Annotated in this window: 14 protein-coding genes; 6 read left to right on the top strand and 8 right to left on the bottom strand. The window is 44.9% G+C overall.

The window, feature by feature from the left end; all coding sequences use genetic code 11:
* Positions 1-93: 93 nt before the first annotated feature.
* The gene (locus ABDK00_RS13765) at positions 94-1350 is read right to left on the bottom strand and encodes a nucleoside permease (RefSeq protein WP_346236816.1); all 1257 of its coding nucleotides are present in this window, start codon (positions 1348-1350) and stop codon (positions 94-96) included.
* A 156-nt stretch (positions 1351-1506) separates the two neighbouring features.
* Between ABDK00_RS13765 and ABDK00_RS13770 the strand changes: the two genes are divergently transcribed.
* The 3 genes from ABDK00_RS13770 to ABDK00_RS13780 all read left to right on the top strand — a co-directional run bounded on the left by ABDK00_RS13770 (position 1507) and on the right by ABDK00_RS13780 (position 3567).
* Complete coding sequence (locus ABDK00_RS13770; protein ID WP_346236815.1) at positions 1507-1845, top strand: hypothetical protein; 339 nt, start codon at positions 1507-1509, stop codon at positions 1843-1845.
* Positions 1846-1930: 85 nt separating this feature from the next.
* On the top strand, positions 1931-3070 hold the full coding sequence (mqnE, locus tag ABDK00_RS13775) for an aminofutalosine synthase MqnE (protein WP_346236814.1): 1140 nt from the start codon (positions 1931-1933) through the stop codon (positions 3068-3070).
* Positions 3071-3138: 68 nt separating this feature from the next.
* Positions 3139-3567 (top strand): CBS domain-containing protein, encoded by a 429-nt coding sequence (locus ABDK00_RS13780; RefSeq protein ID WP_346236813.1) that lies wholly within the window; start codon positions 3139-3141, stop codon positions 3565-3567.
* A gap of 4 nt (positions 3568-3571) precedes the next feature.
* On the opposite strand, the gene ABDK00_RS13785 is transcribed toward ABDK00_RS13780, so the two are convergent.
* The 4 genes from ABDK00_RS13785 to ABDK00_RS13800 all read right to left on the bottom strand — a co-directional run bounded on the left by ABDK00_RS13785 (position 3572) and on the right by ABDK00_RS13800 (position 8266).
* On the bottom strand, positions 3572-4762 hold the full coding sequence (locus tag ABDK00_RS13785) for a carboxypeptidase-like regulatory domain-containing protein (RefSeq protein WP_346236812.1): 1191 nt from the start codon (positions 4760-4762) through the stop codon (positions 3572-3574).
* Between the two features lie 47 nt (positions 4763-4809).
* Positions 4810-5514, bottom strand: coding sequence for an alpha/beta hydrolase (locus tag ABDK00_RS13790; protein WP_346236811.1), 705 nt, complete (start codon positions 5512-5514; stop codon positions 4810-4812).
* 103 nt (positions 5515-5617) lie between these two features.
* Positions 5618-6940 carry an aspartate kinase gene (locus ABDK00_RS13795; protein WP_346236810.1) on the bottom strand — a complete coding sequence of 441 codons (1323 nt, stop codon included), beginning with the start codon at positions 6938-6940 and terminating at the stop codon, positions 5618-5620.
* A gap of 237 nt (positions 6941-7177) precedes the next feature.
* Positions 7178-8266, bottom strand: coding sequence for an Ldh family oxidoreductase (locus tag ABDK00_RS13800; protein WP_346236809.1), 1089 nt, complete (start codon positions 8264-8266; stop codon positions 7178-7180).
* Between the two features lie 162 nt (positions 8267-8428).
* Between ABDK00_RS13800 and ABDK00_RS13805 the strand changes: the two genes are divergently transcribed.
* Complete coding sequence (locus ABDK00_RS13805; RefSeq protein WP_346236808.1) at positions 8429-8680, top strand: GlsB/YeaQ/YmgE family stress response membrane protein; 252 nt, start codon at positions 8429-8431, stop codon at positions 8678-8680.
* 65 nt (positions 8681-8745) lie between these two features.
* Here the strand turns inward: ABDK00_RS13805 and ABDK00_RS13810 are convergent, their stop codons facing one another.
* Positions 8746-9186 (bottom strand): single-stranded DNA-binding protein, encoded by a 441-nt coding sequence (locus tag ABDK00_RS13810; protein ID WP_346236807.1) that lies wholly within the window; start codon positions 9184-9186, stop codon positions 8746-8748.
* Positions 9187-9343: 157 nt separating this feature from the next.
* Between ABDK00_RS13810 and mnmA the strand changes: the two genes are divergently transcribed.
* The gene (mnmA, locus tag ABDK00_RS13815; protein WP_346236806.1) at positions 9344-10468 is read left to right on the top strand and encodes a tRNA 2-thiouridine(34) synthase MnmA; all 1125 of its coding nucleotides are present in this window, start codon (positions 9344-9346) and stop codon (positions 10466-10468) included.
* 94 nt (positions 10469-10562) lie between these two features.
* Positions 10563-11309: a hypothetical protein gene (locus tag ABDK00_RS13820; protein WP_346236805.1), complete on the top strand. Its 747-nt coding sequence runs from the start codon at positions 10563-10565 to the stop codon at positions 11307-11309.
* Positions 11310-11316: 7 nt separating this feature from the next.
* On the opposite strand, the gene ABDK00_RS13825 is transcribed toward ABDK00_RS13820, so the two are convergent.
* Positions 11317-12222 carry a ribonuclease Z gene (locus ABDK00_RS13825; RefSeq protein ID WP_346236804.1) on the bottom strand — a complete coding sequence of 302 codons (906 nt, stop codon included), beginning with the start codon at positions 12220-12222 and terminating at the stop codon, positions 11317-11319.
* A gap of 79 nt (positions 12223-12301) precedes the next feature.
* Positions 12302-12685: an STAS domain-containing protein gene (locus ABDK00_RS13830; protein WP_346236803.1), complete on the bottom strand. Its 384-nt coding sequence runs from the start codon at positions 12683-12685 to the stop codon at positions 12302-12304.
* Between the last annotated feature and the right edge of the window lie 140 nt (positions 12686-12825).

A 12825-nucleotide genomic window follows, 5' to 3' on the forward strand; every position in this document is an offset into this window, starting at 1 on the left:
TAAGTCCTAGAACTAAATAACAGCAAATGTGGCATTTTGTTGTGAAGAAAATGTCAATTCACCGCGCAGCAACTGCCAATTACGGCTTAACGATTAATGAGACGCCACATCCAGGCGCTGGGGACGGTGCTGATGCCGAAAAAAAACAGCGAACGCAACAGCAACTACAAGTGCGTAAAGCGCAAAACTCAGCCAAATGCCCTGCCAGTTTTTAGAGTTGTCCGCATAGGTGAAAAACTGATCGATCACCACGCCACTGATCATACTTCCCAAAACGGCGCCTACCCCATTGGTCATCATCATAAAAATACCCTGCGCGCTTGCCCTGATCGACTCGCTGCTTTCAGTTTCAACAAACAGGGAGCCTGAAATATTAAAAAAGTCGAAAGCCATTCCGTAAATGATACAAGATAAGATGATCATCCACAGCCCTTCTGCGGGATTGCCGTAGGCAAACAGCCCAAACCGGAGCACCCAGGCAATCATGCTAAAAAGCATGACTTTTTTTATCCCAAAGCGATGCAACATAAAAGGAATGGCAAGAATAAACAAGGTTTCGGAAATTTGTGAAATAGACATAATGATAGCCGGGTATTTGACAGCGATCGTGTCTTTATAGGCATCTATCCTGGCGAAATCGTGCAAAAACGTGTCGCCATAAGCATTGGTTAGTTGCAGCGCGGCGCCCAGCAACATGGCAAACACAAAAAACAAAGCCATTTTCCGGTTTCTGAAAAGCGAAAAAGCCGCCCTTCCCATTTGAATGCCTGCCTCCTTATTATCAGCGCCTTTTAGAGGTGGCGGACAAGGCGGCAGGCTGAAAGCGTATAAGCCCAAAAGCAAAGATGCGGCAGCTGCTACATAAAATTGGCCGGCAGATTTTTCGAGATGCGTGAGGCTTACCACCCACATGGCCGCTATAAAACCAATAGTGCCCCAGACCCGAATCGGCGGAAAATATTTAATGACATCCTTCCCTGAGCGCTTTAATGCGGAGTAAGAAACTGTGTTTGCAAGCGATATTGTGGGCATGTAAAAAATCATGTTGATAAACATCACTAAAAACATAGCGCCCGGGCTATCAACCCACGGAATCAAAAATAAAATAACGGCCCCCGCCAGATGCGAAATACCCAGTAAGCGCTCGGCATTTACGAAGCGGTCGGCAATTAATCCCATCACAGTAGGCATAAAAATCGCAGAAAAACCCATCGTTGAAAAGATGGCGCCAAACTCAGCGCCGCCCCACTGTTTGGTCTGAAACCAGTAGGCCCCGATGGTAATCAGCCAGGACCCCCAGATAAAAAATTGTAAAAAACTTAAAACAGTCAACCTGATTTTTATCGACATAATATTTTGGTTATAAGTCCGGCTTATCACAAAAAAGCTGGCGACGTGAAGACTCGATGATCGTTCCTGCCCGCTCGCATTTGCAACGAATCTAAACAAAAATCTCAACAAATATAGCCTGCGGAGATCTTGTCCGTGAAGACTTATTTTTACAAAATGATCAACTATAATGGCAAACAATTTAAGGCGGTGGATAACACGCCCAACGGAGCCACCTCCGAAGAAACAATCTTTCATTACGTTCAACACGGCAACATTCTTACAGCTGCTTATAAAGGCGGTAAAATAAAAACAGGCCACCTGATCGGCATCGTGAATGAAAAAGGCGAGATTGATATGCGCTACCACCAGATTGACCAACAAAACCAGCTGATGACCGGCGTTTGCCAATCTGTGCCTGAAATGCTACCCAACGGAAAGATCAGACTGCATGAGGCCTGGCAATGGACTTCCGGCGATTGCTCAAAAGGAACATCGGTGATTGAAGAATTATAATATGCAATCGCACAAATTTGAGGCCTTTTCAAACCTTTCGCGGTTAAATCCGTTTTATATTTGCACCTAATTTATTTTTGAGTAGATGATTGTAGAAACCTTACCCAATGTAGATAATGCACTTCAAAAGATAGCCGACAAAGTTTATAAAGGAGCGCGGATCAGTGAAGCCGATGGTTTGTATCTTTTTGAACACGCGAGCCTTGCATTTGTGGGCGCTTTAGCCAATCATGTGCGCGAAGAAAAACACGGCGATATTACTTATTTCAATCGCAATTTCCACATCGAGCCAACCAACGCCTGCATCTATTCCTGCCACTTCTGTAGTTATAGTAAATTATACGCGCATCGCGACGAAGCCTGGGAACTTTCGCTGGAGCAAATGATGGATATTGTAAAAAAATATGATGCCGAGCCGGTGACGGAAGTGCATATTGTGGGTGGCGTTCACCCCAAAATGAATCTGGAATTTTTTGCCGAGTTGCTGCGCCAGATTAAAGCGCACCGGCCAGAGTTGCACATTAAAGGTTTTACCGCTGTGGAACTGGATTATATGTTTCGGAAGGCAAAAAAATCGGTTCGCGAGGGCATGGCTTATTTGAAAGACGCGGGGCTGGAAAGTTTACCTGGTGGTGGCGCAGAAATATTTGCTCCCGAAATCAGGGAACAGATTTGTGCGGATAAAATTGATGGCGCCGGTTGGCTGCAGATACATCAGACAGCGCATGAGCTGGGTATGCAATCAAACGCGACGATGTTGTTCGGCCATATTGAAAAATATCATCACCGCATAGAACACATGAGCCAGCTGCGCAACTTACAGGATACCACGCAAGGTTTCAACACATTCATCCCGCTTAAATTCAGAAACGGCGACAATGATATGAGCCATGTGGCAGAGTCATCGCTGATTGAAGACATGAAAATGTATGCCATTGCCCGAATTTTCCTTGACAATTTTCCTCATATTAAAGCCTATTGGCCGATGCTGGGCCGCCAAAATGCGCAGCTATCTATGTCATTTGGAGTAAATGATATCGACGGAACCATTGATGATACGACAAAAATTTACTCCATGGCGGGAGCAGAAGAGCAAACGCCTTCTATGACTACTGAAGAACTGGTCGTATTAATCAAGCAGGCCAAGAGAAGGCCAGTGGAGCGAGGCACACTTTATAATGTGATTAAAGATTATAGCGATACGCCTGTTGCCGCTTCGCTGTAGTGCGCCATGTCCGACTTGCGGATCCAGTAGTTTTTCGGTATATTAGCTAACATAAATCGAAATCTATTATGAGCAAAGTATCCACCATCCTTGCCAGAAAGGGAAACGATGCCGTTTCTATCCAAACTAACACCAAAGTTTACGACGCCCTGAAGATCATGTCTGATAAAAATATCGGATCGCTGGTAGTTTTGGATGGCGAAGCATATGCCGGCATCCTTACTGAGCGGGATTATTCAAGAAAAGTGATTCTCGAAGGAAAGCATTCAGATCAGGTTACTGTTGGCGAAATTATGTCCACCGATTTGCCACATGTGCACCCCAACGACACCGTAGAACGTTGCATGCAACTGATGTCGGATAAAAATATCAGGTATTTGCCCGTTTTTAAAGATGATAAGCTTTCCGGCATTATTTCGATCAGCGATGTGGTAACAGAAACTATTCTGCAACAAAGAGAAACGATCAGCCAGCTGAAGAGCTATATCCAGGGATAAGACATTAGCGCTGATAGTTTGCAGGTAACATATTTGCTATTTTTTCGCTCCAGGACCAATACCACTCAGACATAATTCCTTCTGCCGGTGCCCAATTGCCATTGGGATCAATCACCAAGCCGTTGACATGCTGAAGGCTAATCAACGAACGTGCAGGGAACACATTACGATTCTCGCCATAAAATTCAAGATACTTTTTTTCTTCTATTTTATGTTTGTTCACGATCTGAAGATAGTGCGGCCAACTCGCATACCTGGCGCCTTCGTGGGTGATCATAAAGCTGTCGGCGGGTAATAAATCGGGCCCAAATTCCAGCAAAACATCCGGCTGCTGCAATACGCTTCGGTAATAGTCGGCCGAGTCTCCTGTAATATGATCCACACTGATCATCTTTCGCTTTAACGGGATATCGAAGATCATCCGAACCCGGTCCTTCTCTGTATTTCTGTTTTTGCGCACCCGGCGCACTTCAAAACCTTCGGCGGCCATATCTCCGTGATAGGCCGTTCTAAAAAAATGCATCATCGATCCCAGGTAGGCCAGCTGGCGCTTCTCTTGCCAGCGCTTCTTTTGCCGGTTGTTGCCTTTGAGTTCGCTAAACAAAGTATACCCGGAGAAAAAACTGGTTCTCTCCTTAAAATTTATCTCGAATTTTTCAAGTTCATAACCAATTTCATAGCCAAGCGCTTTGTTAATAATGTTGATGGGCTCATGAGCCACTACTTCGAGCCGGTTTTGCTTTTTATAGAAACGAAACGAGATGACATCCTTGTTGGCAATGCTTACCTGGTCTGCATTTGCAGAGCTGCCCACGAAATAATCCAAAAAAGTCCTGCCCCATTTTTCCCAGGTTTCCTTTTCATATCCGCCAACGACCACATTTTCCAACATCACTTCCTGAATAGACATCAGCACTTTTAGTTTTGGTGGCATTTTTTGAGTTGAAAAGTCATAGGTGATGGTTTTATAACCCACATGGCTGAAGACAAGCGTGTAGGTGCCGTCAGGAATATTTTTTATCTCAAAGAACCCGTTTTTATCCGAGATCGCAGCCAGCGAAGTACCCGTGATAAAAACAGAACTGCCCTGAATGGGCTGATTGGAAGGCGCTTCCAATAACGTACCGGAGAGACGGTGCTGAGCATTTGCTAACGCCGCAGAAACAAAGAATACGAACAACAATAAAATCCGCATGCGTCAAAAATACTAAATCTTAATACTACTACGAAAATATCATAGATTTATTCTTTCTGCAGCGCTTCGTTAATGATGGTGCTGATTTCATCGGCCCGGTTCATGATCATCATATGTGTTCCGCCTTTGATAACATGCGTAGGCGTCAGCGGTTTTATGGGGAAAATAAGGTCAGCATCGCCGTGAATATGAATAGTGTTTTCGGGACAGTCGGTATTTCGCCAGTTCAAGATTTGATTTAAAGCCCAGATCATGTAATCCTTATCGATAATGCGGCGGTAATGATTGGCAAAATCCTGCTCTTCTTTCGTCATAGCGCCAAGGCGTTTGTTAGCCGTAGCGAAGAAACGCTCATTGGCCTGAATGCGCTTGATAGGAAATATTTTGTTGAGCTTTAACCTGCCGATGAGCTTCCATTTTCGGGGCAGCTCGTTCGTATTTTTAATACTTGAAACCAGGAAAATCTGCTTGACCGGCCTTATTTTGGCAATTTCGAGCGCTACCATTCCGCCAAATGAAACGCCGATAATGATGGGCTCATCGTCGGTTATTTTTGCTGCCATCCGGCGTACATAATCCTGGTAAGACTCCTTGGGCGTGGGTTTCAGCCAATTCAAAAAAATCAATTGTGCATGATCGATCCGCAGGTTAGCAAATATTTTTTCATCCGCGCCAAAGCCGGGAATGCAGTATATATTTCTTTGCAGATTTTTTTTCTTCTCTTTCCGGAAAATTTTCAGCAGCCAGTTCACTTTTACTTTTTTATTGTCTTACCTAAATGTATTAAATCGCCTTATAAAAAACAAAAGTGCGAAGTTTTTTTCTTCGCACCCTGCAAATAATATTTACCCGATTTTAGTTCAGCCCGAACATGCCTTTGTTTAATTGCTGTAGCAATTGCGTTTTATGTTCAGCCGCCACAAGCAGAGAAATATTGTGTCGGCTGCCTCCGTAAGAAACCATGCGAATCGGAATATTTCTGATAGAACCGAATAATTTTTTAATAATCGCTTCTGTTTCATTTATATTGTGCCCCACCACAGAAATGATCACCTGCCCTTCGTCAACTTCTACCGTTCCGAGCACTTCAAGTTCCTTAATAATCACTTTTAAAAACTCCGGGTTGTCGATAGTAAGCGAAACCGCCACTTCAGAAGTTGTGATCATATCGATGGGTGTTTTGTATTTTTCAAATACTTCAAACACTTTTCTCAGGAAGCCGTAAGCCAGCAACATGCGGCCGCTTTTTATTTTAATTGCAATGATATTATCTTTTGCAGCTACTGCTTTCACACCTGACGAAGACGCATCCTGGGCGATCAATGTGCCTTTGGCTTCCGGCTCCATGGTGTTTAATAATTTCACCGGGATCTTGTATTGCTGCGCCGGCCAAATAGAAGCCGGATGCAGGATTTTGGCCCCGAAATAAGCTAATTCCGCCGCCTCGTCGAAGCTCAGCTGCTCAACAGGCTTTGTGGTGTTGACCACGCGCGGATCGTTGTTGTGCATGCCATCTATGTCTGTCCAAATCTCACAAACCGATGCGTTAATAGCAGCCGCCACCAACGAAGCGGTGTAATCGCTGCCACCGCGCTTCAGATTATCAACTTCGCCTCTTGCGTTCCGGCAGATATATCCCTGCGTTACGAGTATTTTTTTGTCTTGATGTTGACTGATTAGTTGGGTAAGCCGTGTACGAATGGAACCAATCTGAGGTTCTTCGTTTTCATCAATACTCATAAATTCGAGCGCCGGCAACAAGGCGTAAGACTCACCTATTTCATCGAGATAGCAGCAAAATATTTTAGTAGATAATAATTCGCCCTGCGCTAAAATATCCTTGCTCAGCGCTTCGCTGAAAGATATTTTCAGAATAATATGCAGGAAGTCGAAATGCTCGTCGACAATAGCTTTCGCCTTGTTATAAGCTGCTTCGCTCTTTAGCAAATCCTTCAAAAAAGAATTATAGTGCTCGTGAAGCGAATTGATATTTTGCAAAGCCGTGTGCCTGTCGTTAGCTGCGATATGATTGCCAATTGTAACCAATGCGTTCGTTGTGCCGGATAGCGCAGAGAGCACCACGATCGCCGGCTCCGTTTGTTTTTGTAAAAGAGAAGCGATATGTTGCATGCGTTCTGGCTTTCCAACGCTTGTTCCGCCAAACTTCATTACTTTCATTCGTAAAAATTTAATTTTTTTTAGCCGATTAGAATCTTTTAATTATTGAAATTTCCATTTTCGGGAAAGTGAAAATTGCAATCTTTTTGGTTCTTTCGATTTTATTTTTCGCGTTCATCATTTGAATCATCGAGAAAAATGATAGACCGTTTAAAATTCCGTGTTTTTACCGGGTTGCAAATATACGGCAAGCTTACAGAAATAGCGGCAGCGACCGCAGCAAATTAAATGATGGCGTCACGCCGCTTCCCATTCAACACCCATCGCATTTCCAACCTGCTTTAAATCATCTACCACGGTACTCAGCAACGGGATACCCTGCGAGCGCCGTTCCGCTTCCATTTCCCGTTCGGGGTCGCCCGGCACCAGCACTTTCTGATGACCTGGCAGCGGTTGCGCATTTCGAAAACCCAGCATCCAGTCATCCATATCTTTTTTAAAAGCGGCGGCCGGCCGGAACGCATCCACGCGCATCGCGCCGAAAAAATGACCGATGCCCTTGCCTGGTTGCTGCGCCGGCATGGGTACATAAGCCGGAAACGGCGGCACCCACGGCGCGTAGTTTGCACCGCTTAATAGAGCTGATAAAATATCGACCATCGCACCTAAAGCATAGCCTTTATGGCTACCATGATCGCGGTCGCTGCCCAACGGCAACAGCGCTCCCCCCTTTTTTAAAATATGTACATCGGTGGTGGGATTTCCCGCCGCATCCTGCACCCAGCCCTCCGGCGCGTTGAGATGCTTTCGCTGCAGTATTTCGAGCTTTCCATTCGCAGCGGTGGTGGTAGCCAGGTCCATAACAAAAGGCGGTTGTTCGCCTGCTGGCGCCGCCATGCAAATGGGATTAGTCCCCAGCATTCGGGTGTTGGAGAAAGTTGGCGCAACCAGCGGACTGGCATTGGTCATCGAAAATCCAATCATATCATGTTCCAGCGCCAGCATAGCATGAGCGGCTGCAATACCGTAATGATTACTGTTTTGTACGCTAACCCAACCGCTTCCGACATTTTTAGCTTTTTCGATCGCAATTTTCATAGCATAAGGAGCTACCACCAATCCGAGGCCGGCATCGCCATCTACAACTGCAGTTGACGGCGTTTCGTGGATAACGCGCAACAGGGGTTTTGCATTGATCCTTTTCGCTTCCCACAACCTGACATAACCGCTCAATCGCGCCACGCCATGAGAATCAATGCCTCTCAGGTCGGCCGCTATTAAAACCTCGGCAGCGACGCGGGCCTCTGTGGCCGGGCAACCCATCCTGATAAACAGCTGTTCGGTAAATGATTGCAGCATGGTGTGCGAAAAAGTCTGTGTTTGCATCTGGCAAAGGAACAGGATTTATCAACATTTTTCAAAATCGTTCCCGGGGGCGCTGCGCGCAAAGCCTCCCATACCGCCGATCCGCCTAAAATTTTGCTCCTCAGGGTTTTGGCATCAAAATGGTTTATCTACAATCATTAATCAATCAAAAAAGTTTATTATATGGAAATTTTATGGACAATTATCATTGGTGCAGTCGCCGGATGGCTTGGCTCAGTAATCTTTCAGGGAAGCGGGCTGGGCCTTATCGGTAACATTATTGTAGGCATTTTAGGCTTCTTCGTAGGCGGATGGCTTTTAGCTAAACTGGGCGTGTCACTGGGCGAAGGAACGCTCGGAACGATCTTAAGCGGTGCGCTGGGAGCTATTGTTATTTTGGTAATCCTAAACCTGATATTCCGGCGACGGGTATAGTACTTTTTTATCTATCAACGAAAAATGCCCCATTGCTGGGGCATTTTGAGATTTGTTTATTCATCTTAAAAAGGTAAATCATCTACCGGCTCATCTGCCCCGCTATTGGAAGCCTGCTGTGAAGACGCCGCTGACGAGGTATTTGACGAAGGCGCGTTGTAATTGGAGCCACCTTGTGAACCTCCATCATTCCTGCTTCCCAGCAATTGAATTTCCCTGATACGCAATGATAATGCTGCACCTGCGGTTCCGTCACTTCTGGTAAACGACCTTACATCCGGCTGGCCTTCTACAAAAACCTGTGTTCCTTTTAGCAGATAAGGAGCAATAGCTGTGCGATCTGTCCAGTAAGCGCAGTCTACCCATGTCGTTCTTTCCTGTTGGACACCCTGGCTGTCTTTAAACCTTTCAGAATGCGCCACGGTAAAGTTGATCACACTTTTGCCGTTCACATTATTTACCAAACAATCCTTGCCCAGGTGACCTATAACCTGCATTTTAATCATAGTGCTCGTTTTATAAAATTAAAAATGAACGGGCAATTTAAGAAAAACGATTGAGAGTTTGATTTTTAAACCCCACTCCAAGATTTGACACCGAACTTTCTCCGCCTGAGCGTGTTAACAGTATTCAGTATCTTTGCAAATTAATTTTTAGCATAAAATGAGCAAAAAAGGGAAAGTTTTGGTGGCAATGAGCGGCGGTATCGACAGTACCGTGGTGGCCCTTATGCTACACCACGAAGGTTATGAGGTAGTGGGCATTACGATGAAAACCTGGGATTACGCCCAAAGCGGCGGCAGCAAAAAAGAAACCGGCTGCTGCAACGTGGATAGTTTTAACGATGCGCGCATGGCTGCCGTGCAACATGGTTTTCCGCATTTTATTTTAGATATCAGGGATGAATTTGGCGATTTTGTGGTCAATGATTTTGTGGAAGAATATTTAGCCGGACGTACGCCTAACCCCTGCGTTTTATGCAACACCCATATAAAATGGCGGGCGCTGCTCAAACGCGCGGACGCGCTGGATTGTGAATTTATTGCCACAGGCCATTACGCCAAAATTCGCCGGCATGAAAACGGCAGATATGTGATTAGCAAAGCAGTCGACCACACCAAAGACCAAAGCTATGTACTTTGGGGCCTGCAACAGGATTTGCTCAGCCGCACTTTATTGCCGCTGGGCGGTTATCACAAAACAGAAATCCGGCAGATGGCTATAGACTATGGCTATCCCGAACTGGCAAAAAAGAGCGAGAGCTACGAAATCTGCTTTGTGCCGGATAATGACTATCGCGGCTTTCTCAAGCGGCGCGTAGAAGGACTGGAGGAGCGTGTGAACGGAGGCAATTTTGTCGACAAAGACGGCAATATCCTGGGACAGCACAAAGGTTATCCTTTTTACACGATCGGACAGCGAAAGGGCTTGGATATCGCGCTTGGAAAACCCGCGTTTGTGACCGAAATCAACCCTGATACCAACACCGTGACATTGGGCGACGAGCAGGATCTGGATAAAAATGAAATGATTGTGGGCAAGCTAAACATGATCAAATACGACACGGTGACGCCCGGCATGGAAGCCATGACCAAAATCAGGTATAAAGACAGCGGTACTTTGTGCAACTTGTACCCGGAAGCCAATGAAATGCGGGTTCGTTTTTATCAAAACGCAAAAGGAATTGCACCCGGCCAAAGCGCTGTTTTTTACGAAGACGATGATGTGATTGGCGGAGGCATTATCCAGAGAGGCGAGCAATTACCTTTTGAAAAAATTTCTTTATAAAATCAGCAAAGCCCTTTATTTTTAAGGGCTTTCTTGATTGAATGATCCATTGTTTAAACTTAAACCTATGCGCTGCTTTCGATTAAAAATACGGTTGAACTATTTTCTTCCCGCACTATTGTTTTCAGTTTTTTCCTGTTCCGAAGAAAAAGAAATATTCGAGACGGACATGGTGTCGGAATACATGCCCCTGCAAGTAGGTAAAACCATAACTTATCGATTAGACTCAACTGTTTTTACACGGGGCGGCTCAACGATAGAAACCTATAAATATCAGGTTAGACATACCGTTATAAGCGAAGAAAGTTCCGGAAACGGATCTACATCCTTCTTCATAAAAAGAGATATCAACAACGAGACGGCCAGCGGAAGCTGGACAAATAACGGCAGCTATACCGTTCAGGTATTTGATAAAAAGATCGAAATCATTAACGACAACTTGCGGGTAACCACTTTGCAGGCGCCGTTAAAGCAGGGCTTCACCTGGAAAGGGAACAGCCAGCTGCCGGACAAGCCCTACGAACAACTTTTTGAAATGAGCGCCGGCGAGTCAATGAACGATTGGGATTTCACCCTCTCTAATTCCGGCACAGAAACGATCGAAAATCAGTCGTTTCAAAATGTATGGACCGTCGAACAGCACCATAACATACTCAACATTCCACCCACGAACAATACCAGTTATGGCGAAATGGAAGTTTCCACTGAAAAATATGCCAAAGGCATTGGGCTTGTTTTTAAAAATTTTCAGTTGTATGAATACCAGGGCCCAAATGCAGAAGTACCTGCGGGGCACTACACCGGCTTTGGAATTAAAATGTGGATGATTGCTGATGAATGAGCCGCGCTTAGGGTATCAGATAGCTCACGCCTTCCAGCGCCAGGTCTGTATTTGCAAAAACTTCCCTGGTCTCGGTTTCAAATTCCTCCAACCGATCGTATTTGCTGCTAAAATGTCCGATCAATAATTTCTTTACGGACGCCAGTTGTGCAATTTTACCCGCCTGCCGTGTCGTAGAATGAAATCGCGCCGTGGCAATTTCCGCCAGCGCTTCATGATAAGTTGTTTCATGATAAATCATATCGGCATGGCGTATATGATCCACTATGTTTTCATCGTAGCGCGTATCCGCACAAAAAGCGTAAGCTTTTCCTTTTGGAGCGGCAATGGTCAGTTCTTCATTTTTAATAATCACACCCTGATCATCGATATAATCTTTTCCGCTTTGCAAACTGTTGTAGGCCGTCACCGGAATATTATTCGCCTTTACTTTATCGATATCGAGCCTGCGCGGGTTTCTTACTTCTTTGAAAACAAATCCGTAACACTCAATGCGATGATCGGTTCTGAAGCACGACACTTCTACATCATCCAGTTTTAACAGCGGCCCGCTTTCCTTAATCGTAATAAAATACAGATTAAAACAAAGCCTTGTATCCGCCACTCTCAATTGCATTTCTATGATTTGCTGCAGCGGTTCAGGCGCAACAATCGTCAGGTCCTGCTGCCTTCCCAAAAGCGCGAACGAATTGATTAAACCGATCAATCCAAAATAATGATCGCCGTGGAGATGGGAAATAAAAATATGCGAGATCCTGCTGCGCCTCACTTTATAATGGATCAACTGAATCTGTGTTCCTTCGCCGCAATCGATCAGAAAACTTCTGGCAGCCATCGTCAGCACCTGGCTGGTCGGATGCCGGTCGAAAGCAGGCACTGCTGAGTTATTTCCGAGTATCGTTACTGCAAACATGAATTCCGATATTAAAAAAGGTTAGGGTTGAGGCTGCAAGCCTTTCGCAACGGGCGGTGGCACCAATTTTTAAAAAGCGCTACTCCAACACATCATCGTCCATCAGCTCCCGCTCAATTTCTTCCATCTGCAAAATGTCGGCAGCCTCGCTTTGAGTGGGCGCAACATTTAAGAGTTCAAAAAGTTCGCTTTCTGCCAAAAAAGTTTCCACTGCTTCGCTGATACAACAAGTTACGAATGACGCGCTGTTTTCATAAAATTCCTGCTGAATATGAAGTAGTTGTTCTGCCGCCGCGGCGTCCAATTCCTTTACATTACTCATATCAAAAACAACATTCCTGATATCATTTTTTAAATAAGGAAGCAACACAATTTTGATTCCATCTGTCATAGTAGCAGAAAGCGCCTGTTCAAGTGGCGTAATTACATGAAATTTTTCTTTGGTATCTATTTTGACCTGCATCTAATATAAATTGAATAAAAAGTAATTTAGGCTACAACCTGCCAACCGATTTCATGATAAATTTTAAGGGAAAAAATCGCTCGCTTTGATAAGACAGGTGTTTACAAATTACGTAAACCAGTACCAAATATATTTGTTAA

The sequence above is a fragment of the Niabella insulisoli genome, assembly GCF_039652435.2.
Lineage (GTDB): Bacteria > Bacteroidota > Bacteroidia > Chitinophagales > Chitinophagaceae > Niabella > Niabella insulamsoli.

What these genes read in the sequence shown, in the direction of transcription:
- ABDK00_RS13765 (WP_346236816.1), bottom strand. Translation starts at nt 1,350, where the DNA reads ATGTCGATAAAAATCAGGTTGACTGTTTTAAGTTTTTTACAATTTTTT.
- ABDK00_RS13770 (WP_346236815.1), top strand. Translation starts at nt 1,507, where the DNA reads ATGATCAACTATAATGGCAAACAATTTAAGGCGGTGGATAACACGCCC.
- mqnE (WP_346236814.1), top strand. Translation starts at nt 1,931, where the DNA reads ATGATTGTAGAAACCTTACCCAATGTAGATAATGCACTTCAAAAGATA.
- ABDK00_RS13780 (WP_346236813.1), top strand. Translation starts at nt 3,139, where the DNA reads ATGAGCAAAGTATCCACCATCCTTGCCAGAAAGGGAAACGATGCCGTT.
- ABDK00_RS13785 (WP_346236812.1), bottom strand. Translation starts at nt 4,762, where the DNA reads ATGCGGATTTTATTGTTGTTCGTATTCTTTGTTTCTGCGGCGTTAGCA.
- ABDK00_RS13795 (WP_346236810.1), bottom strand. Translation starts at nt 6,940, where the DNA reads ATGAAAGTAATGAAGTTTGGCGGAACAAGCGTTGGAAAGCCAGAACGC.
- ABDK00_RS13800 (WP_346236809.1), bottom strand. Translation starts at nt 8,266, where the DNA reads ATGCAAACACAGACTTTTTCGCACACCATGCTGCAATCATTTACCGAA.
- ABDK00_RS13805 (WP_346236808.1), top strand. Translation starts at nt 8,429, where the DNA reads ATGGAAATTTTATGGACAATTATCATTGGTGCAGTCGCCGGATGGCTT.
- ABDK00_RS13810 (WP_346236807.1), bottom strand. Translation starts at nt 9,186, where the DNA reads ATGATTAAAATGCAGGTTATAGGTCACCTGGGCAAGGATTGTTTGGTA.
- mnmA (WP_346236806.1), top strand. Translation starts at nt 9,344, where the DNA reads ATGAGCAAAAAAGGGAAAGTTTTGGTGGCAATGAGCGGCGGTATCGAC.
- ABDK00_RS13825 (WP_346236804.1), bottom strand. Translation starts at nt 12,222, where the DNA reads ATGTTTGCAGTAACGATACTCGGAAATAACTCAGCAGTGCCTGCTTTC.
- ABDK00_RS13830 (WP_346236803.1), bottom strand. Translation starts at nt 12,685, where the DNA reads ATGCAGGTCAAAATAGATACCAAAGAAAAATTTCATGTAATTACGCCA.